This window comes from Massilia sp. UYP34 (assembly GCF_056279385.1).
In genome coordinates this window covers 242,954-263,206 of the sequence record NZ_JBWBRF010000002.1, presented here as the reverse complement: position 1 = coordinate 263,206, position 20,253 = coordinate 242,954, and the positions used below count along the sequence as shown (strand labels likewise).

Annotated in this window: 19 protein-coding genes and 1 tRNA gene; 5 read left to right on the top strand and 15 right to left on the bottom strand. The window is 64.7% G+C overall.

Annotation, left to right across the window (positions count from 1 at the left end):
* Positions 1–6: 6 nt before the first annotated feature.
* Complete coding sequence (locus ACZ9AQ_RS04595) at positions 7–1,335, bottom strand: sensor histidine kinase (RefSeq protein ID WP_429202454.1); 1,329 nt, start codon at positions 1,333–1,335, stop codon at positions 7–9.
* 25 nt (positions 1,336–1,360) lie between these two features.
* Entirely contained in the window at positions 1,361–2,032 is a 672-nt protein-coding gene (locus ACZ9AQ_RS04590; protein WP_429202455.1) for a response regulator transcription factor, read from the bottom strand.
* Positions 2,033–2,390: 358 nt separating this feature from the next.
* Here ACZ9AQ_RS04590 and ACZ9AQ_RS04585 point away from each other — a divergent pair, with 358 nt between their 5' ends.
* Complete coding sequence (locus tag ACZ9AQ_RS04585; protein ID WP_143054549.1) at positions 2,391–3,125, top strand: Crp/Fnr family transcriptional regulator; 735 nt, start codon at positions 2,391–2,393, stop codon at positions 3,123–3,125.
* Here ACZ9AQ_RS04585 and ACZ9AQ_RS04580 read toward each other — a convergent pair.
* From ACZ9AQ_RS04580 to ACZ9AQ_RS04530, 11 genes are all read right to left on the bottom strand, one after another.
* Entirely contained in the window at positions 3,106–4,683 is a 1,578-nt protein-coding gene (locus ACZ9AQ_RS04580; RefSeq protein ID WP_429202458.1) for a CHASE3 domain-containing protein, read from the bottom strand. The two genes, ACZ9AQ_RS04585 and ACZ9AQ_RS04580, sit on opposite strands and share 20 nt — an antisense overlap.
* A 190-nt stretch (positions 4,684–4,873) precedes the next feature.
* Positions 4,874–5,506, bottom strand: a complete 633-nt coding sequence (locus tag ACZ9AQ_RS04575) for a response regulator (RefSeq protein ID WP_429202460.1) — start codon at positions 5,504–5,506, stop codon at positions 4,874–4,876.
* Between the two features lie 282 nt (positions 5,507–5,788).
* Positions 5,789–6,193 carry a MerR family transcriptional regulator gene (locus tag ACZ9AQ_RS04570; RefSeq protein WP_429202462.1) on the bottom strand — a complete coding sequence of 135 codons (405 nt, stop codon included), beginning with the start codon at positions 6,191–6,193 and terminating at the stop codon, positions 5,789–5,791.
* Between the two features lie 16 nt (positions 6,194–6,209).
* Positions 6,210–6,578: an integration host factor subunit alpha gene (locus ACZ9AQ_RS04565; protein ID WP_005667425.1), complete on the bottom strand. Its 369-nt coding sequence runs from the start codon at positions 6,576–6,578 to the stop codon at positions 6,210–6,212.
* Positions 6,579–6,751: 173 nt separating this feature from the next.
* A complete protein-coding gene (gene pheT / locus ACZ9AQ_RS04560) occupies positions 6,752–9,178 on the bottom strand; it encodes a phenylalanine--tRNA ligase subunit beta (RefSeq protein ID WP_429202463.1) in 2,427 nt (808 codons plus the stop codon).
* A gap of 25 nt (positions 9,179–9,203) precedes the next feature.
* On the bottom strand, positions 9,204–10,217 hold the full coding sequence (gene pheS / locus ACZ9AQ_RS04555) for a phenylalanine--tRNA ligase subunit alpha (RefSeq protein WP_429202465.1): 1,014 nt from the start codon (positions 10,215–10,217) through the stop codon (positions 9,204–9,206).
* 142 nt (positions 10,218–10,359) lie between these two features.
* Positions 10,360–10,719 carry a 50S ribosomal protein L20 gene (gene rplT / locus ACZ9AQ_RS04550; protein ID WP_320472443.1) on the bottom strand — a complete coding sequence of 120 codons (360 nt, stop codon included), beginning with the start codon at positions 10,717–10,719 and terminating at the stop codon, positions 10,360–10,362.
* A 20-nt stretch (positions 10,720–10,739) separates the two neighbouring features.
* Entirely contained in the window at positions 10,740–10,940 is a 201-nt protein-coding gene (gene rpmI, locus ACZ9AQ_RS04545; RefSeq protein WP_005667419.1) for a 50S ribosomal protein L35, read from the bottom strand.
* Between the two features lie 294 nt (positions 10,941–11,234).
* Positions 11,235–11,792, bottom strand: coding sequence for a translation initiation factor IF-3 (infC, locus tag ACZ9AQ_RS04540; protein WP_292031645.1), 558 nt, complete (start codon positions 11,790–11,792; stop codon positions 11,235–11,237).
* Positions 11,792–13,702, bottom strand: a complete 1,911-nt coding sequence (gene thrS / locus ACZ9AQ_RS04535; RefSeq protein WP_429202467.1) for a threonine--tRNA ligase — start codon at positions 13,700–13,702, stop codon at positions 11,792–11,794. The genes infC and thrS overlap by 1 nt, the downstream gene beginning before the upstream one ends.
* 209 nt (positions 13,703–13,911) lie before the next feature.
* Positions 13,912–13,988: transfer RNA gene (locus ACZ9AQ_RS04530), tRNA-Val, on the bottom strand.
* Positions 13,989–14,122: 134 nt separating this feature from the next.
* On the opposite strand from ACZ9AQ_RS04530, the gene ACZ9AQ_RS04525 reads away from it, so the two are divergent.
* The 4 genes from ACZ9AQ_RS04525 (at position 14,123) to ACZ9AQ_RS04510 (ending at position 18,452) form a co-directional block, all read left to right on the top strand.
* The gene (locus ACZ9AQ_RS04525) at positions 14,123–15,046 is read left to right on the top strand and encodes a cation diffusion facilitator family transporter (RefSeq protein WP_429202469.1); all 924 of its coding nucleotides are present in this window, start codon (positions 14,123–14,125) and stop codon (positions 15,044–15,046) included.
* Between the two features lie 256 nt (positions 15,047–15,302).
* On the top strand, positions 15,303–16,241 hold the full coding sequence (locus ACZ9AQ_RS04520) for an NAD(P)/FAD-dependent oxidoreductase (protein ID WP_429202471.1): 939 nt from the start codon (positions 15,303–15,305) through the stop codon (positions 16,239–16,241).
* 161 nt (positions 16,242–16,402) lie between these two features.
* The gene (locus ACZ9AQ_RS04515) at positions 16,403–17,608 is read left to right on the top strand and encodes a glycosyltransferase family 4 protein (RefSeq protein WP_429202472.1); all 1,206 of its coding nucleotides are present in this window, start codon (positions 16,403–16,405) and stop codon (positions 17,606–17,608) included.
* The gene (locus ACZ9AQ_RS04510) at positions 17,583–18,452 is read left to right on the top strand and encodes a phytanoyl-CoA dioxygenase family protein (RefSeq protein ID WP_429202474.1); all 870 of its coding nucleotides are present in this window, start codon (positions 17,583–17,585) and stop codon (positions 18,450–18,452) included. Before ACZ9AQ_RS04515 ends, ACZ9AQ_RS04510 begins: the two co-directional genes overlap by 26 nt.
* A gap of 218 nt (positions 18,453–18,670) precedes the next feature.
* Here ACZ9AQ_RS04510 and ACZ9AQ_RS04505 read toward each other — a convergent pair whose 3' ends face one another.
* Both ACZ9AQ_RS04505 and ACZ9AQ_RS04500 read right to left on the bottom strand, forming a co-directional pair.
* Positions 18,671–19,300 (bottom strand): hypothetical protein, encoded by a 630-nt coding sequence (locus tag ACZ9AQ_RS04505; RefSeq protein WP_429202476.1) that lies wholly within the window; start codon positions 19,298–19,300, stop codon positions 18,671–18,673.
* Positions 19,297–20,244, bottom strand: coding sequence for an MlaD family protein (locus ACZ9AQ_RS04500; RefSeq protein ID WP_429202477.1), 948 nt, complete (start codon positions 20,242–20,244; stop codon positions 19,297–19,299). Before ACZ9AQ_RS04500 ends, ACZ9AQ_RS04505 begins: the two co-directional genes overlap by 4 nt.
* Between the last annotated feature and the right edge of the window lie 9 nt (positions 20,245–20,253).

Sequence of the window (20,253 nt, the reverse complement as noted above, 5' to 3'; positions counted from 1 at the left end):
TGCGGCCTAGCGTGCCGATCCTGCGCCGAAACGCACCGTGACGCGGGCGCCGCCGCCCTCGGCATCGTCCAGCACCACGGTGGCGCCGTGCGCCTGCGCGATGTCGCGCACGATGGCCAATCCCAGGCCGCTGCCGGTCGTCTTGTCGTCCAGGCGCACGTAGCGTTCGAACACGGCGGCGCGCCGCGCGGCCGGGATGCCGGGACCGGAATCCTCGACCGTGAACAGTACCGCGTCACCCACGCGGGCGCAGGCGACCGTCACCCGGCCGCCGGGCGGCGTATAGCGCAGCGCATTGTCGACCAGGTTGTCGATCAGGTCGCGCAGCTGGAATGCATCTCCGTCGACCGGCGCCGGCGCCAGCTCGAAGCCGAGGTCGATGTCCTTGGCGGCCGCCTGCCCGACGAAGAACTGGATCGTTTCCTGCACCAGGCTCGCCAGGTCGAGCGCGGCGTGCCGACCGTCCGGGCGCCCCTCCCTGGCGCGCGCCAGCGCCAGCAGCTGGTTGACCTGGCGGATCATGCGCCCGTTGGCCAGCTCCATCATGCCCAGCGAACGTACGGTGTCGCCGTCGCGCGCATGGCGCGCACGCAGCCACTCGAGCTGCAGCTGCATGCCGGCCAGCGGCGTGCGCAACTGGTGCGCCATGTCGGCCAGGAAGTCGCGCTGGGCGCGCGCACCGGCCTCCACCTTGTCGAGCAATTCATTGAAGCCCGCGACCACCGGCGCGATCTCGTACGGCACGCTGGCCTGGGGGATCGGCGCCAGGTCGCCGGGCCCGCGCGCGGCCAGCTCGGCGCGGATGCGCGCCAGCGGGCGCAAGCCGTTGCTGACCGACAGCCAGACCACGCCGGCCAGGGCCAGGGTCACCATTGATACCAGCACCACCAGCGAGCGCACGACGGCCGAGCGCACCTCGAGCCGCTGGCGGAGAGTGCGCGCCACCCCCAGGTGGCGCTCGCCCTCGGGCGTGGCGAGCGCCAGGGCGACCACCCGCACCGGCTCGCCGTCGACCTCGGCGTCATACGGCGCCGCACCCGGTCGCAAGGCAGGAAAGCCGGCGGCGCCGGCCAGGCGCCGGCCATGCGCATCGCGCACCACGAACCAGCTGCGGTCGGCGCCCGGCGCCCCCGGCGACAATGCCGGCGGCAGTTGCGGCGCGGCGCCCGCGGCCAGCCGTGCGGCCAGGCCGTTGGCGGTGTCCTGCAAGCCGCCGTCGAAGGCGACCTGGGCCGGGGTCCAGGCCAGGCCTGCGACCAGCGCGGCCAGCACCAGGTTGACCAGCAGGATCGGGCCGAGAAGCCACTTGAGCAGGCGCAGCCGGATGCTGCTCATGCCGGGCGCAGCGTGGAACCACCCTTCATTCGGCCGCCTCCAGCAGGTAGCCGAAACCGCGGATGGTGCGGATCGCCACGCCGGAACCGTCCAGTTTCAGGCGCAGGCGCGACACATAGACCTCGACCGCGTTCTGGGTCACGTCCTCGCCCCAGGGCAGGATGGCGTCGATGATCTGCCCCTTGGACACCACCCGCCCGGCCTGCTGAAGCAGGTATTCGAGCACGCCCCACTCGCGCACCGACAGCTCGATGGGATGGCCGGCGACGCGGGCGCGGCGGGTGGCGCGGTCCAGGCTCAGGCCGGCAAGCGAGATCAGGGTGGAGGCGGGAGCGTGGCGCCGCGCCAGCGCGCGGATGCGGGCCACCAGTTCGGCGGTGGCGAAGGGTTTCACGAGATAGTCGTCGGCGCCGGTCTCCAGGCCGCGCACCCGGTCCTCGACCGCGTCGCGCGCGGTCAGCAGCAGCACCGGCGTGGCCGCGCCGCGCGCGCGCAGGCGGCGCACCACCTCGAAGCCGTCGATGCCGGGCAGGCCGATGTCGAGCACCACCACCTCGGGCCCGGGCTCTTGCAGGGCGCGGTCGGCGGCCAGGCCATCGGCCACCTGCATGACCGTCATGTCCTGCGCCTGCAATGCGCGCAGCAGGCCGTCGGCCAGCACCGCATCGTCTTCCACCAGCAACACCCGCAGCCCCATATCCGTCAATTCCGTCGTCGTGATGCGCCCGTCAGGGTCGCGTCGGCGAATTATGCGGCATTTCGGCGTTCTTTAATGAAACTTTGTGGCGCAAGGTGCGCCAGCGCACCGATCTCCCTAGTAGGACTGGGCTGACACGACATCATGTTTGGAACCTACATGGGGGCGGATACTCGTCTTATGTGCGGCAACAGACGGTAGCTTTAAAGTACACCCATCGCGATGAGGTAAGAAAAACAACCCTCGCTGGAATCGCCCCCGACGCACGATAGACATAAGAGGACATAAGATGAACAACACTCAGTTTGGTGGTCTCACCCAAAAATCGAAAAACCAGGTCCCTGCCACGAGTGAGGCAATGAAGTCCGCGTCGAAACCGGTCGTGAGCTACAGCGGCACCCAGCAGAACGAGCTGCTGGCCGCCCTGCCCCGCACCGACCTGGAAGAGATGTTCGACCACCTCGAACTGGTCCCGATGCCGTTCGGTAAAGAGTTGTTCGAGTATGGCAGCAAATTGGAATACGTGTATTTTCCGACGACCGCAATCGTGTCGCTGCTGTATGTGATGGAAGACGGCGCCACCACCGAGATCGCCGTGGTCGGCCATGAAGGCGCGGTCGGTGTGTCGCTGTTCATGGGCGAGCGCGCCACCTGCAGCGCCGTGGTCCAGAGCGCCGGCTACGGTTACCGCCTCAAGACCCAGTATCTGCGCGACGCCTTCAACCGCGGCGGCGCCCTGCCCCAGCTCCTGATGCGCTACACCAATGCGCTGTTCGCCCAGATGGCCCAGAACGCCGTCGGCGGCCGTCACAGCTCGATCGAACAGAAGCTGTGCCGCTGGCTGCTCGATCGCCTGGACCGCTCGGCCAGCAACGAGCTGAAAGTGACGCAGGAACTGATCTCGATCATGCTGGGCGTGCGCCGCGAAAGCATCACCGCCGCCGCCGGCAAGCTGCAGGACGAAGGCCTGATCCAGTACCGCCGCGGCAATATCACCGTGCTCGACCGCGCCGGCCTGGAAGAATATGCGGGCGAATGCTACAAGGTCGCCAAATCGGAATACGACCGCCTGCTCATGGATGTGGCGCGTTGAGATGACGTGACGCCGGCTTCGCCATCGGCTCCGCCTCCAGGGCGGACGATGGCGAGAGCGGCGGCGGCAAGGCCGCTTCGGCCTGTACGCACGAGAGGGCCACGGCAGCTACGGTCGTCGTCCCGGTCATCGTCGCGGTCAATGCGCCCGCCACACCCGCTTCTTCACTGCCCCCCGGGGCCGCCGCCGGAATCACAGCGCGCACGCACGTTCCCACCCCATTTACACCACGCTCCACCACCAGGGTGCCGCCCAGCAAGAAAGCGCGCTCGCGCATGCCGAGTAGACCATGCGATGTCGACCCGGCCAGGGCATCCTGGGGAATGCCGACGCCATCGTCGCTGATCTCGAGACCCCAGCCATCGGGCTCGCGCGTCAGGTTGACGATCACGGTGCGCGCCTTGGCGTACTTGGCAATATTGTTCAACGCCTCTTGCGTGATACGGAACAGCGCGATCGCCTGCATCGGGCCGGCGGCGTCGGCCTCGGCGTCGATCAGCGCATCGCAATCGAGCGACGTGATGCGTGCGTAATCGGCGCAATAGGTTTGCAGCGCAGCCGACAGCCCCATATTGTCGAGCAGACTCGGCCGTAAATTCTCGATGATGCGGCGCTTCAGCTGCACGGTGTCGACCAAGGTTCGCTTGGCGCGCCCCAGTGTGGACGCCAGTTCCGGATGGCTGGTGCGCAGTTGCTCGCTGACCGTGGACAGGTCCATGCCGATCGCCGTCAGATTGGCGCCCATTTCATCGTGCAGTTCGCGCGCCAGGCGCGATTTTTCTTCTTCCGACACCTTGATCAGGTGGCGCGACAGCACCGACAACTGGGCGGTGCGCTCGGCGACGATTTCTTCCAGGCCATCATTGGTGCGCTGCAGGGCGCGCTCGGCCAACAGGCGCATGCAGAAGGCGCGCTTGATCATCTTGTAGAACAACAGCAGCACGATAATCGCGGCGGCGTTGATGCCGACGCCGAAGACCACGGCGTGCCGATATTGCTGGTAGAACTCGGCGGTGCGGGTAGCGAGCAATTCGTTCTGCTCGCGCGTCATGATCACGACCTGCAGGCGGATCTCGTCCATCTGCGCCCGGTCGTCGGGCGAGGCGGCGATCGCCACGATATCGTTCAGTCCACCCTCGCGGTAGACCCCGAGCGACTGTTGCAGCAAACCGAATTTCTTGTCGACCAGCGTGCGCAGCTGATGCAGGTTCTTTGCCTGCGAAGGCGTGTCGCGCAGCAGGCCGCCGAGCGATCGCATCTGCTTGTCGATTTGCTGGGAGGCACTGCGCAGCGGGCCGAGATACACCTCGTCGCCCGACAGGAAATAGCCGCGCAGGCTGCTTTCGGCATCGGTGACGATCAGGTTCAGGTATTGCAGCTCGTCCGACACCTTGGCCGTCTGCACCTGCAGCGCATTGGCAGAGCGCAAGTCGTCGAGGTTACGCGTCAGGAATACGCCGTTGACGACCAGCAGCACCACGCACATCAGGCACAGCAGTGTTTTGTGAAGGGGGAGACTGCGGATGGATTGTTCGTCCGCAGCGGTAGTGAAAACCATCCAGGCTTCCTTTCGTGCAAGGAATTTGGCCCTTCATTATAGGCGTATGCACGTGATGTTGCACTGCGAAATTCTCTGCCGTAACTTCTTGTTGCATTTGCCCATGAGGATATGCAACTCGCTCTACCAATGAAAACGCGCCCTGGTGGGCGCGCTGTCAGATGAATCCGGCCAAAAAATCAGTCGAACATTAATCGAGCAAATTGTTTTTCATGGCGTAATAGGTCAGGTCGGAATTCGACTGCAGACCCATTTTTTCCATGATGCGGGTACGGTAGGTGGACACGGTCTTGATCGACAGCGACAGCGCGTTACCGATGTCGGACACGGTCGCGCCCTTCGCCAGGCGCAGGAAGACCTGGAATTCGCGGTCGGACAGCTCGGTATGCAGCGCCGTGTTGGGGTCGCGGTCGAAACTCTGGGCCAGCAGTTCACCGACCGTGGAGGACACATAGCGACGGCCTTGATAAACGGTGCGCACGGCGGTCTTGAGTTCGTCGGCCTCGCACTCCTTGTTCAGATAGCCGTTGGCGCCCATCTTGAACAGGTTCAGCGCATATTGCTGCGCCGGGTAGCCAGACAGGATCAGCACCGGCAGATTGGGCTGGCCCTGGCGGATGGTGCGCAAGATGTCGATGCCGCTCTGGTCGGGCATCGCGATGTCCAGCAGCAGGACGTCGCAGATCTCGCGGCGTGCGATATCGAGGGCCTCGCGGCCAGTAGCGCCTTCGGCGACAACGTCGAAATCGCCCGACGATGAGAAAATCTGCTTGAATCCTGCTCTAACTATCTGGTGATCGTCACAAATGGCAACGCGTATCATTGTCTTCCCTTAAATTTTCCTCGCGCAGGAAAGTGCCGGGTCTGAACCGCCCGGTATACATGCGTTTTATTCAGCATATGCGCGAGTGACATTTTAACACTCAGAGGGCCGCGTTCAACAGGTGCACGAATGGTTGAGTCATCATAAGCCGAGTGACCGGCATCTGACCAGCAAAAGGCCGGCATCTGAACCGGGGACGACTCGCCGGCGGATGAACGCACATTTCTGGGCGGCACGATTTGTTCACGGCTGGCCCGGCTGGCAATGGCACTACTGCGCAGTTTACGCCGGCCGTGGCCCGTTCTTGAGCAAGTCGAGAATGTCCAGCAGATCGGCGCGCAGCTTGTCGCCGTCGATCGCTGGCGGGCTGTCGGGCAGGTCCAGCCGGTCGAACTCGAGCGCCGCGCTGGCGCGGTCGTCGAGGCGGTTGCGCGCGCCGCTGATGGTAAAGCCCTGCTCGTACAGCAGCGCGCGGATGCGCCGGATCAGCAGGACTTCGTGGTGCTGATAATAGCGGCGGTTTCCACGGCGTTTGACCGGCTTAAGCTGAGTAAATTCCTGTTCCCAGTAACGTAAGACGTGGGGTTTGACTCCGCACAAGTCACTGACTTCCCCAATCGTGAAATAACGCTTGGCCGGAATCGGCGGCAGCACGGTCGGTTCGATCTTGTTCGGTCGGTCATTCATTGCTTATTGGGCGTCCTCAGGCTGCACGCGCCAGGGAACCCGCGGGTGGACTACCTGGCGTGGTCTCTTCAACCATTCCCTTGAGTTTCTGGCTGGCGTGGAATGTCACGACGCGGCGCGCCGTGATGGGAATTTCTTCCCCTGTTTTCGGGTTGCGGCCAGGCCGCTGCGGTTTGTCGCGCAACTGGAAGTTGCCGAAGCCGGACAGCTTGACCGCCTCGCCGCGCTCGAGCGCATTGCGGATCTCGTCAAAAAAGGTTTCGACCATGTCCTTGGCTTCGCGCTTGTTCAGGCCGACCTGCTCGAACAGCAGCTCGGCCAGCTCGGCCTTGGTCAAGGTCGGCAATGACTGTTCAGCTTCCTTGCGTACCCGCGCCACCTGCATGGCGCGGTCCAGGTCGGCGGCGAGCGCCTCCTGGAACACGGCGGAATCAAGGTCGTTGTTGTTAATTTTGAAGCCCTGCCTTCAAGTCGAACGATGTTTCGGATCACGGACAAGCCTGGGCTCGCCCGTCATGGAATAGTCCTGCAGTCGGATGTCGCCGCCTATTTCGCCACTCATGCGCGCAGCCGCGCGTTCAGTGTCGTCAACGCCGATTGGGCGACCGCTGCCATGATGGCATCGACCGCTTCGTCCTGCAGCGTCGATTGAGTATCTTGCAAGCTAAAGCGGAAAGCAAGGCTTTTTTCATCCGCCTCCAGGCCCTTGCCGCGATATTCATCAAACAAAACAACGGCTTGCACGATCTTTCCTGCAGGATTGACGGCGATTTCGGCATGGAACGCGTCGAGCACGCTCTGGGCCGGAACGTCCTGCTTCACCACCAGCGCCAGGTCGCGCGTGGCGCCCGGGAACTTCGAAATCTCGGTATGGCGCGGGACCACGCGCTCGCACAGGGCGTCCGCATCGACTTCGAACAGCACCGGCGCTTGCGGCAAATCATATTTCTGCAGCCAGCGCGGATGCAGTTCGCCGACCAGGCCGATCCGCTCGCCGTCCAGCTCGACAGTGGCGCAGCGGCCCGGATGCAGCGCCGGGTGCTCGGCCTTGGTGAAACGCAGCTGGCGCGGCGCGAACAGCGCTTCCAGATCGGCCTTCACGTCAAAGAAATCGACGGCGCGGGTCGGCACACCCCACTGCTCGTCCGCGGCGGGACCGTAGGCGATCGCGGCCACGCGCTTGGGTTGCTCGTAGCCGGCCACCGCCAGCGGACCGTCCTGGACGTCGCTATTACGCTTGAACACGGCCCCGGCTTCGAAGACGCGTACGCGGCTCGCCTTGCGGTTGAGGTTGTAGCGCACATTGGCGACCAGGCTGCCGATCAGGCTCGAACGCATCACGGAGAGCTGGCTGGCGATCGGGTTCTGCAGGCGGATCGGCTCGGGATTGCCGGCGAAATCCGCTTCCCAGGCGCTCTCGACGAAGCTCATATTGACCACCTCCTGGTAACCCAGGTCGGCCAGCTGATGGCGAACCGCGAACAGCGAACGGGTGTTTTCGGGCGCGATCAGCATGGCGCTCGGCGCCACCGGCGGATTGGCCGGGATGTTCTCGAAGCCATATACGCGCGCCACTTCCTCGATCAGGTCTTCCTCGATCTCGATATCGAAGCGGTAGCTCGGCGCCGTCACCAGGAAACCGCCTTCCTCGCGCACGAATTCCAGCCCCAGGCGGGTGAAGATGTCGGCGATCAAGTCGTCGGTCAAGGGCACGCCGATGACTTTCTGGGCGCGCGCCGTGCGCAGCCGCACCGGCTGACGCTGCGGCAGGTTCACGATCTGGTCGTCGACCGGGCCGACCCTGGTGGCGGCGGTGCCGCAGATCTCGACGATCAGCTCGGTGATGCGCTCGAGGTGCTCGGGAATGCTTGCATAGTCGACGCCGCGCTCGAAGCGGTGCGCAGCGTCGGTCGAGAAATTGTAGCGGCGGGCGCGGCCCTGGATCGCGTTCGGCCACCAGAAGGCCGCTTCCAGGTAGATGTCGGTCGTGTCCAGCGAGACGGCAGTGGCGTCGCCGCCCATGATGCCGGCCAGCGATTCGATTTCCTGGTCGTCGGCGATCACGCCGACCCACTCGTCGAGTTCGATGGTGTTGCCGTTCAGCAGCTTGAGCGACTCGCCCTTCTTGCCCCAGCGAACGTCGAGCGAACCGTGGATCCTGGCCAGGTCGAACACGTGCGACGGACGGCCGACTTCCAGCATGACATAGTTGGAAATGTCGACCAGGGCCGACACCGGGCGCTGGCCGCTGCGTTCCAGCCGGCGCTTCATCCACTCGGGCGTGCTCGCGCGCGCGTTCAGGCCGCGGATCACGCGGCCGGCGAAACGGCCGCACAGGTCCGGCGCCGACACCTTGACCGGCAGGATGTCGTCGCTATTCACCGGCACGGCGCGCGTCGGCGCCAGGCTCAGGGGCGAGCCGGTCAGGGCCGACACTTCGCGCGCCACGCCCAGCACCGACAGGCAGTCGGCCTTGTTCGGGGTCAGCTTGATGGTGAACTTGAGGTCGTTCAAGCCCAGGTAGTCGCGGATGTTCTGGCCCACCGGGGCGTCTTGGGGCAGTTCCATCAGGCCGCTGCCCTCTTCCGAGATGCCCAGCTCCTTGCTTGAACACAGCATGCCCTGCGACTCGACGCCGCGCAGCTTGCCGACCTTGATCTCGAACGGCTTGCCGTCCGCGCCCGGCGGCAGCAACGCGCCGGCCTTGGCGCAAATCGCCTTCATGCCGGCGCGCACGTTCGGCGCGCCGCACACGATCGTCAGCAGCGTGCCGCTGCCGGCGTCGACCTGGCACACGTTCAGGCGGTCGGCGTTCGGGTGCTTCACCACTTCCTTGACTTCGGCCACCACCACGTTCGAGAACGGTGGCGCGACCGCCTCGACCTCTTCCACTTCGAGGCCGGACATGGTCAGCAGGTGGGACAGCTCATCCGAACTCATCTTCGGATCGACCATGGAACGGAGCCAGTTTTCCGAGAATTGCATATTCTTTTTACCTCAGCGTCGCAAATTAATTGAACTGCTTCAGGAACCGCAGGTCGCCTTCATAGAACAGGCGCAAGTCGTTGATTCCATAACGCAGCATCGTCAGGCGCTCGAGGCCGGAGCCGAACGCGAAGCCGATGAACTTTTCCGGATCCAGTCCGAAGTTGCGCACCACGGTGGGGTGCACCTGGCCGGCGCCCGACACTTCCAGCCAGCGGCCCTTGAGCGGACCGGAACCGAAGGCGATATCGATCTCGGCCGACGGTTCGGTGAACGGGAAGTACGACGGGCGGAACCTCACTTGCAGGTCGTCGGTCTCGAAGAAAGCCTTGACGAAGTTCAGGTACACACCCTTGAGGTCGGCAAAACTGATGTCCTCGCCGATCCACAGGCCTTCGACCTGGTGGAACATCGGCGAATGGGTGGCGTCGCTGTCGACGCGGTAGGTGCGGCCCGGCGCGATCACCTTGATCGGAGGCGTGTGGGTGCGCGCATAGCGCACCTGCATCGGGCTGGTGTGGGTGCGCAGCAGCAGCGGCTTGCCCAGGCTGTCATTGCCCTCGATATAGAACGTGTCCTGCATCGAACGCGCCGGATGGTTCTCGGGGCTGTTCAGCGCGGTGAAGTTGGTCCAGTCGGTCTCGATCTCGGGACCGTCGGCGACGTCGAAGCCGATCGAGCGGAAGATCTGCTCGACCCGTTCCCAGGTGCGCATCACCGGATGGATGCCGCCCTTGGAGCGGCCACGGCCCGGCAGGGTGACGTCGATGCTCTCGGCGGACAGGCGCAGCATCAGCTGCGCTTCGGCGAGCGCCTCGCGGCGCGCGGTCAAGGCCTGTTCGATTTGTTCTTTGGCGGCATTGATCAGGGCGCCCTGCGCCTTGCGCTGTTCAGGGTCGAGCTTGCCGAGGCCCTTCATGAGGTCGGTCACCTGGCCGGTCTTGCCCAGGTACTTGGCTTTCGCATTTTCGAGCGCGGCGGCATCCAGGCTGGCCGCGAAGTCGTTCCTGGCCGCGACGACGAGTTGTTCCAAGTTCATGCTTGTTCTTTTCCTGTTTTTCGTTGGCGGGAGACGCCAGAATCAAAAACGGGGCACAGGTGTGACCCTTGCCCCGCTTCTAGTGCGCCGCGCCATCGCTAACGCGGCGCTGACTTGCTAGCAGACTGATTTATTCGCCTGCTCAGGCAGCCAGCTTGGCCTTGACGGCGCTGACGATCGCGGCGAATGCCGGCTTGTCATGCACAGCCATGTCGGCCAGGACTTTACGGTCCAGTTCAATCGCGGACTTCTTCAGGCCGTTCATGAAGGCGCTGTAGGTCATGCCGTGCGAACGCGAAGCCGCGTTGATACGGGTGATCCACAGTGCGCGGAAGACGCGCTTCTTGTTGCGGCGATCGCGGTAGGCATACTGGCCAGCGCGCATGACTGCTTGCTTGGCAACACGGTATACCTTGCTGCGGCGGCCACGGTAGCCTTTGGCAAGTTCAAGAACTTTCTTGTGACGGGCACGTGCAGTAACCCCACGTTTTACTCGAGGCATATTCGCTCCTTAGTGTGAGATTAAACAGCAGATGGCATCATGCGGTAGACGCTGGTCACGTCCGACGCATTGATGTTACGGGTGCCGCGCAGCTGGCGCTTGTTCTTGGTGGTCTTCTTGGTCAGGATGTGACGCTTGAAGGCCATGCCCGACTTGACGGTACCGCCCGGACGCACGCGAAAACGTTTCTTCGCGGAGCTCTTGGTTTTCATTTTTGGCATAGTCATCTGCCCTTGCGGACAGCCTCATATGGGACAGGATTGCAGGTGGCAGCAACGCTGCTCTTGGATGCCTACTTTCACTTGTCTTGCAGCAGAAGCGAGTCTGCTACAACCTGTTTCTAAAAACAGGAATCGCAGATTGTAGCACAGGTTTCGAGGGAATAGGATGGTCGCCGGCAACTCATCCGGCACGCCACGCGTCGCCCACGAAGCATGGACGCGTGACAGCCGGTCCGTGGCGCCGGCTTTCGCCTGCGCCACGGACCCGGCCGTGTATCCGCCTCGCGCGAAGAATTACTTCTTCTTTTTCGGCGCGACCACCATGATCATCTGGCGACCTTCGAGCTTCGGGAACTGCTCGACCGTGCCGACGGCTTCCAGGTCGGCACGCAGGCGTTCGAGCATGCGCAGGCCGATGTCCTGGTGGGCCATCTCGCGACCGCGGAAGCGCAAGGTGATCTTGGTCTTGTCGCCTTCTTCCAGGAACTTGATGAGGTTGCGCAGCTTGATGCTGTAGTCGCCCTCATCGGTGCCCGGACGGAACTTGATTTCCTTGACCTGGATGATCTTCTGCTTGAGCTTGGCTTCGTGGGCCTTCTTCTGCTCCGAATACTTGAACTTGCCGTAGTCCATCAGGCGGCAAACCGGAGGGACCGCATTCGGCGCGATCTCAACCAGGTCGACGTTCTTTTCTTCGGCCAGACGGAACGCTTCGGCCAGGGTCACGATGCCCAGCGGCTCGTTGTCCACACCGTTCAAACGCATTTCCGGATGGGTGATCTCGCCATTGATGCGATTCTGCTTGTCAGTAGCTATGTCTTTTCCTTTGAATGTATTGGTATTGGCCGGGATTATTTCGTCTTGGCGGCAACTTCGCCTACCAGACGCTCCACGAGCGCGTCGACGGACATTACGCCCAGATCGACATTGCCGCGGGCACGCACGGCCACAGTGTTCGCGTCCTTTTCCTTATCCCCGACAACGAGGATATACGGCAGTTTTTGGACGGAATGTTCACGTATTTTATAGGTGATCTTCTCGTTCCGCAAATCAGCGTGAACGCGCAGCCCGGCCTGGCGCAGCTTTTGCTCGACTTGCTTGACGTAGTCGGCCTGCGCATCCGAAATATTGAGCACCGCAACTTGCACTGGAGCAAGCCACAGCGGCAGCGCGCCGGCGTAGTTCTCGATCAGGATGCCGATGAAGCGCTCCATCGAGCCCACGATCGCGCGGTGCAGCATCACCGGCACCTTGCGGGTGTTGTCTTCTGCGACATACTCGGAACCGAGGCGGCCCGGCATCGAGAAGTCGACCTGCACGGTGCCGACCTGCCATGGGCGACCCAGGCTGTCCTTCAGGTGGTACTCGATCTTCGGGCCGTAGAAGGCGCCCTCGCCCGGCAATTCGGTCCACTCCACGCCGCAGGCGCGCAGCGCCGAACGGAGCGACTCTTCGGCCTGGTCCCAGACTTCGTCGGAACCGATGCGGCTGCTTGGCCTCAGCGCGAGCTTGACGTCGATGTTGGCGAAGCCGAAGTCGTCGTAGACGCCCATCGCCTGGGCGTGGAAGGACGTGACTTCGCGCTCGACCTGCTCTTCGGTACAGAAGATGTGGCCGTCGTCCTGGGTGAAGCCGCGCACGCGCATCAGGCCATGCAGCGCGCCCGAAGGCTCGTTGCGATGGCACTGGCCGAATTCGCCGAAGCGCAGCGGCAGGTCGCGGTAGGAGCGCATGCCCGCGTTATAGATCTGCACGTGTCCCGGGCAGTTCATCGGCTTGAGCGCATACGAGCGGTTTTCCGACTCGGTCGTGAACATATTGTCACGGTAGTTCTCCCAGTGGCCGGTCTTTTCCCACAGGGTGCGGTCGAGGATCTGCGGCGCCTTGACTTCGCTGTAGCCGCTGACCTGGTACTTGTGGCGCATGTACTGCTCCACCTGCTGCCAGACGGTCCAGCCCTTCGGATGCCAGAACACCAGGCCCGGCGCTTCTTCCTGGAAGTGGAACAGGTCCAATGCCTTGCCGAGCTTGCGGTGGTCGCGCTTTTCCGCTTCTTCGAGCATGTGCAGGTATTGCTCCTGGTCTTCCTTCCTGGTCCAGGCGGTGCCGTACACGCGCTGCAGCATCTCGTTCTTGGAGTCGCCGCGCCAGTAGGCGCCGGCCAGCTTCATCAGCTTGAAGACCTTGATCTTGCCGGTCGACGGCACGTGCGGGCCGCGGCACAGGTCGGTGAAGCCGCCTTCGCTGTACAGCGAGACGTCTTCATTGGCCGGAATCGAGGCGATGATTTCGGCCTTGTAGTGTTCGCCGATCGACTTGAAATAGGCCACGGCCTCGTCGCGCGGCAGCACCTTGCGGGTGACCGGTTCGTCCTTCTTGGCCAGCTCGACCATCTTCTTTTCGATGGCGGCCAGGTCGTCCGGGGTGAACGGGCGCTTGTACGAGAAGTCGTAGTAAAAGCCGTTCTCGATGACCGGGCCGATGGTGACCTGGGCTTCCGGGAACAATTCCTTGACCGCATAGGCCAGCAGGTGGGCGGTCGAGTGACGGATCACGTCCAGGCCTTCCGGGTCGCGCTCGGTCACGATCGCGAGATCGGCATCACCGTCGATCAGGAACGAGGTGTCGACCACCTTGCCGTTGACCTTGCCGGCCAGGGCGGCCTTGGCCAGGCTCGGGGCGATGTTTTGTGCTACCTGGGCCACCGTCACGGGGCCGTCGAATTGACGGCTGGAGCCATCGGGAAGTCGAACGTTCAGCATGCTGTTCTCCAATTGGCGCACGCGCCGGTGAAAAATAAACAAATAGACAATGGGAATTTAAAAGACGAAAAAAAACGCGGCACTAGCCGCGTTTTTCCGTTGTGTTGAGCAAAAGCACACCCCTTCGCGTCTAGCGACTCCCCCACAACCAGGTTGTAGTTCGCGGTGTCATAACCGTCGGTGCCTTTCTCGCTCTTATTGCCGTGTTCTGGTGGGCGGTGCAGAATTCGAATCTGCGACCCCTTGGATGTCGACCAAGTATTCTAACCAGCTGAACTAACCGCCCGATGCCGCCATTATAAGGACCGCATGGCGGAACCGCAACCCTCGCACGGAAATAGTTGCCGCAGGACCCGCCCCTGCCCGGTTGCGGCGTATGCTTTACACTTCCGGTCTGCCACCATTTTCCCTTCGCCAGCGATGACTTACCAGCCGTACGACCCTTCGCACCTGCACGCCCACCTGGACGGCGACGCCAGTCATGCGCACTCGATCGAGGCGCGCAGCCAGAAGGCGCTGGCGGTGGCGCTCGGCCTGACCTTGCTGTTCGCCGTGGTCGAAGTGATCACCGGCTTCCTCTCCAACTCGCTGGCCCTGATCTCGGATGCCGGCCACATGGTGACCGACGCCGCCGCCCTGGGCCTGGCCTTGCTGGCCCAGCTGATCGCCAAGCGCCCGCCGTCGGCCCGCCACTCCTTCGGCTTCGTGCGCGCCGAAGCGCTGGCCGCCTTCGTCAACTGCCTGGCGATGCTGGGCCTGGTGGCCTGGATCGGCTACGAGGCGGTGCAGCGGCTGATCCATCCCGAACAGGTGCAGGGCGGCATCGTGCTGGTGGTCGCGGCCCTGGGCGCCTCGATCAACCTGCTGGTCGCCTGGATTCTTTCTCGTAACAACGACAGCATCAATACCCGCGCCGCCCTGGTCAACGTGATGGGAGACCTGCTCGGTTCGCTGGCGGCGATCGCCTCCGGCGCCATCATCTACGTCACCGGCTGGGTGCAGGCCGACCCGATCCTGTCGATCTTCGTCGCCCTCCTGATCCTGCGCTCGACCAGCGGCATCCTGCGCGAGTCGTACCACTTCCTGATGGAAGGCGTGCCGCATGCGATCGACTACGTGCAGGTCGGCGCCGACATGGCCGCCGTCGACGGCGTGCTGGCCGTGCACGATATGCACGTGTGGGACATGTCGCCGGGCCACCCCGCCCTGATCGGCCACATCGAGATCCGCAGCCTGGAAGAATGGCCGCCGGTGCTCGAAGCGGTGCGCGCCATGCTGCGCGAACGGCACGGCATCGATCACGTGACCCTGCAGCCCGAGGCGGCTGGCGGCAAGTCGCTCTAAGCGCCTACCCCGGCAGGTGGGAGTCGCTCCTGCCGCGCCTGGCAAGTGTGCGCTGCGTTGCTCGTCGTTGCATGGCTCGCCATGCGGCCTCCTCGCGCCTTGCTCACACTCGCCATGCATCGCCTACGCGCATGTCGGCATGAGCTTCCCCCCACCTACCGGGATAGGCGCTAAGGCGCGCGTGTAAGCCGATGCCGACCCGGCGCTCAGGCGCGCGCCGATACCCCGGTCGTACCCGCCCCGCGATAATCAAGGCATGGAACTCACACCGAACGTCTTCGACACCATCATCATCGGCGGCGGCCCTGGCGGCCTGACCGCCGCCATCTACCTGCACCGCTTCACGCGCAACGTGGCCCTGGTCGACAAGGGCAATAGCCGGCTGGGCTGGATTCCCGTCTCGCACAACTATCCAGGCTTTCCCGATGGAGTCAACGGCAAGCTGCTGCTGGACCAGCTCCGTTGCCAGCTCGGCAACTACGGCGGCCATGTGATCCCCGGCGAGATCACGAACCTGCGCATCGAGGACGGCCTGTTCGAAGCCGACTGCTGCAGTCCCGAGGGCGACCTGACCACCCTGCGCGCGCATACGGTGCTGCTGGCCACCGGCGTGGCCGACGCCGGCATGCCGGTCGAGCGCTGGGAAGAAGCGGTCGCGGCAGGCGCCGTGCGCCTGTGCCCGGTGTGCGACGGCTTCGACGTCATCGACAAGCGCATCGCGGTGGCCACGTCCGAGGTCAATCCGGTCGGCCACGCCCTGTTCATGCGCAGCTTCAGCGCCGACGTGCTGCTGTTCGAGCGCGCCGACGAAACTGCCGTCAACGCCGACGAAAAGCGCCAGCTGGAGGCGGCGAACGTGCTCCACATCGCGTCGCCGCTGGCCGGCGTGACCCTGACCGACGACTTGCGACCGGTGCTGCACACGCGCGATGGCGAGCACTACGAATGCGACGTGTTCTATCCGATGCTGGGCGAAAGCGCGAGATCGAGCCTGGCGGCGGCCCTCGGCGCCGAAACCGCCGAGTGCGACAAGCTGCTGGTGGACGACCATTGCCGCACCACGGTGCCGGGCCTGTTCGCCATCGGCGACGTCACGCGCGGGCTGAACCAGATCGCGGTGGCGACGGGCCAGGCGGCGATCGCGGCCACGACCATCCACAATACGCTGCCCTGGGCCCTGCGCTCCCGGCCATGACCGACTGTCGAAAAACTTTACAGTTAAACAACGTCGGTAGCAGATAGTGAACAAAATCAAGTAATTGCAGGCAGGCATGGGAATTGCATAGCGATACCCATCGTCCGAATTCATCATTGACTGATGGCGGCGCGACCAATCAACGCTGCCGACGATCCCTGATGCTGAATATTCTGACGTTCTCAACCCTGTTCCCGAATGCCGTCGAACCGCACCACGGAATTTTCACCGAGACCAGTCTTCGCCAGCAACTGCGCCACCACCCCGTCCGCTCGATAGTGGTTGCACCGGTGCCATGGTTCCCGTCGACTGCGGGGGTCTTCGGGCGCTATGCGCGCTATGCGCGGGTGCCGCGCGAGGAAGTCCGGGACGGCATACGGGTGCTGCATCCGCGCTACGCCAATTTGCCCGGTATCGGCATGTATGCGACACCATGGACACTGTTCCACGCCGCACGCGGGGCCATCGATGGCCTGCTTGCGCAGGGCGCCGATTTCGACCTCATCGATGCTCACTACTTCTACCCGGACGGCGTGGCCGCGGCCATGCTGGGACGCCATTACGGCAAGCCGGTGATCATCAGCGCGCTGGGCAGCGACATCACCCAGCTGCCGGACCATGTCTGGCCACGCCGCCTGATCCGCCAGGCGGCGCACTCCGCCTATGCAATGATCAGCGTCTGCGAGGCACTGCGCCAGGACATGATCCGCCTCGGCCTGCCCGGAGAACGCATCCATGCGTTGCGCAATGGCGTCGATCTCGAACTGTTCTATCCGGAACCCTATGCACGGGCACGTGCGGGGCTGAGCATCGACGGCTTCACCCTGCTCTCGGTCGGCCACCTGATCGAACGCAAGGGGCACGACAAGGTCATCTCCGCCCTGCCGCAACTGCGTGGCGTGCGCCTGATGATCGTTGGCGCGGGTCCGGAGCGCGACCGGCTCATGGCCATGTGCCGCCAGCTCGGCGTGCAGGATCGCGTCCGCTTCCTCGGCCTCCTGACACAGAGCCAGTTGCGCACCTGCTACAGCGCCGCCGACGCGCTGGTGCTGGCCTCGAACCGGGAGGGCTGGGCCAACGTCCTGCTCGAGGCAATGGCCTGCGGTGCGCCGGTCATCGCCAGCGACGTGGGCGGCACCGCCGAGGTGGTGCGCTGCCATGCGGCAGGGCTACTGCTGCGCGCAAATTCAGCGGCCGGCGTGGCCGATGCCGTACGGCGCCTGCGCGCCGACATGCCCACGCGCGAAGCGACCTGCGCACACGCCCGCCTGCACTCCTGGCACGCGACCACACATGCCCAATTCAACCTGTTCGCCAACGCCGCCGGATTTTCAATCGATCATGCTCTCCACCGACCAGCTGCTTGACCTCACGCTCCAGTACAACACGCAAGGATTCGTCCACCTGAAACAGCTGCTGCCGCAGGCGGTGGTAGCAGCTGCGCGCAGCGCCTTCGACGCCGCTGCCGCCCGCCACGCGCAGGCGACGCGTCAGGCCCGCGACAGCGGCAAGCGCTTCCACGACCTGCCCGCCATCCTCGATGCCGATCCGGTATTCGTCGACCTCGTCGACTTGCCTGCGCTGTTCCCGCTGCTGCGCCGGACGGTGGGCGAAGATATCGCGTTGCAGGAAACCAGTGCGCGCCTGTTCTTTCCCGGCCCAACCTTCACCAGCCCTTACCATTCCGACATCGCGCGCGTGTCGGGCGTCGCCCCCGCCCACGCGCCCAGCTTCCTGGCCAAGGCACACTTCTACCTGGAAGACCTGGCGCCGAACCAGGGCTGCCTGTCGTTCATCCCGGGCAGCCAGCACCTGCCGCCACTGCATGTCAATCCGCATCGGCCGACGCTGGCCGCCTCCGGCGCAACGGTGCGCATCGTGCCACGCGCCGGCGACGTGGTGCTCTTCAACACCCATGTGCTGCACATGGCCGAGGCCAACGACACCGATCGCGTACGCAAGTCGCTCATCTATACCTACGGTCACTTCTGGATGAAGGCCTTTCGCAGCGCTGCGCCATCCGATCTGGCCCGTTTCGATGGCGACCCGCAACGCCAGCAATTATTCGGCGTCGACCTGCCCGGTGTCAGCCACTTCGGCCGGCGCCTGGACCGACTGACGCCACCCGGCATGGCGATCCGCTTGCGCCGTCTTTCCGAAAAACTGCTGCATCGCCTGCTGCCGGCCGACAGCCTGCCGCCGCGGGCCTGAGCTTCGCGCGGGGCGCTGTCGCATGAAGCAACGCCGGCGGTCTCACCCCATGCAAAGTGGCGCGCGCCAGTCGGGATGAACGCGCGGCTTGACGATGGAACGCGCATTGTCGGCGCGCCAGCGATCCCGCTCACGCGGTAGCTGCGTCTCGAAGAGCGTCTCGACATGATCGACCGTGACCGGTGACTTTCAATGCATCGCTCAAACGCCGGTTCCCCTCACTGGCCCGCCACGAGCGCCATCCGGCGCCGGATCCCGTCCGCTGCCGCGCTGTCGCCGGCCGCCCTGGCGCGCTGCTCCTGCACCCCGAGCCAGGTCAGCAAGGGGCGGCGCCAGCCCTGGTTCGAGGCGGTGTCCACCGCCAGCGCGATGCCCTGCGGCGTCATGCGTCCCGCCTTGAACAGCGCCCCGGCCGCGACCATCCGCGACAACGGGTCGTCGATCTTGTCGAGCGCGCCGCCCGCGACCACGGCGCGATGCTGCTCGGGCAGCAGCGCCGCGTCCAGGCCAATCCACTGCCCCGCCAGGTAGGCGGCGTAGGCGCGCTGGCCCGGCGTGGCATCCGCCGCCAGCGCCGCATAGCCGGGGCAATCCTCGAATACGAGACTGGCCGCCTGCGCCGCGCAGCGCACCAGCTCCACCTGGGCCACGCGATCCGGGCGCCCGGTGGCCGCCGTCTCGCGCCGCGCCTCGCGGAATTCGGCCTCGGACGCCGCCGTGTGCCCTTTCAGGTAGTCGTCGACCGCGGCGTCGAGGGCGTCCTTGGCATTGGCTTGCCAGTCGGGCGGCAGCGGCTTGCCGGCGCAGCCGGCCAGCGCGGCCACGATCAATACGCAAGCGATTTTCATGGCAGCTTGATCTCCTGGCTGCTCCGGGCGAACGGCCATTTGCGGTTGATTTCCTCGACCAGGCGGTTCACCTTGCGCAGGCTGGCGTCGACCTCGCCGCGCAGCGCGCCCAGGTCTTCGGTGGCCGCGCGCGTATTGGCGCCCACCGCCTGGGCCTCCACCAGCACCGCGTCGACCTTCTTCAGCGTGGCGCTGGCGTCCTGCAGCACCACGTCCAGCTGGCGGACCGCGGCCTGGGTATCGTCCATCACGCCGGCCTTGCCGAACACGCGCTGGTCGGCCTTGGCCAGGATGGCGTTGACCCGATCCAGCGCTTCCATCAGCTTCTTCGCCTCTTCGTCGCCGCCCAGCGCGCCGCCGAGCACGCCGTAGCGGCCCGACATGCGGGCCGTCACCGCCGACAGGTTGGCCAGGCTGGCGTTGACGTCCGAGCCGGACGCGGTCATGGTTTCCAGGTTTTCCAGCAGCGCGCGCGCGGTGGCGACGATGCGCGGGATCTCGGCGGTGGCGTCGCCGCGCAGCACGGTGCGGGTGGAATCCGGCGGCAACGGCGGATCGGTCAGCACCCCGGTATAGGCGCGCAGGCGGGTCTCGCCGACGATGCTCGACTCCAGCGTGAACACGCTCGAGACGCGCAGCCACTTGGCGTCCTTGCTCTGGACGTCGACCGTGATCTGCACCTTGCCGTCGTCGCCCAGGTCGACCTGGCGCACGCGCCCGATCGGAAAGCCGGCGAAGGTCATGTCCATGCCGGGGATGACGCCGGACGAATCCTCGGCCACCAGGGTCAGGCGCTGGGTCGGCTCGAACACGCCGCGCGCGTACATCACGTACAGCACGAAGGCCGCGATCATGAGGCCCAGCAGCACCAGCAGGATCACCGCCTTGGCTTCGACGTTCTTGGGCTCGTCGGGGGTGGATGGATCAGGAGTCGGGTCCGGCATGAGGTTCTC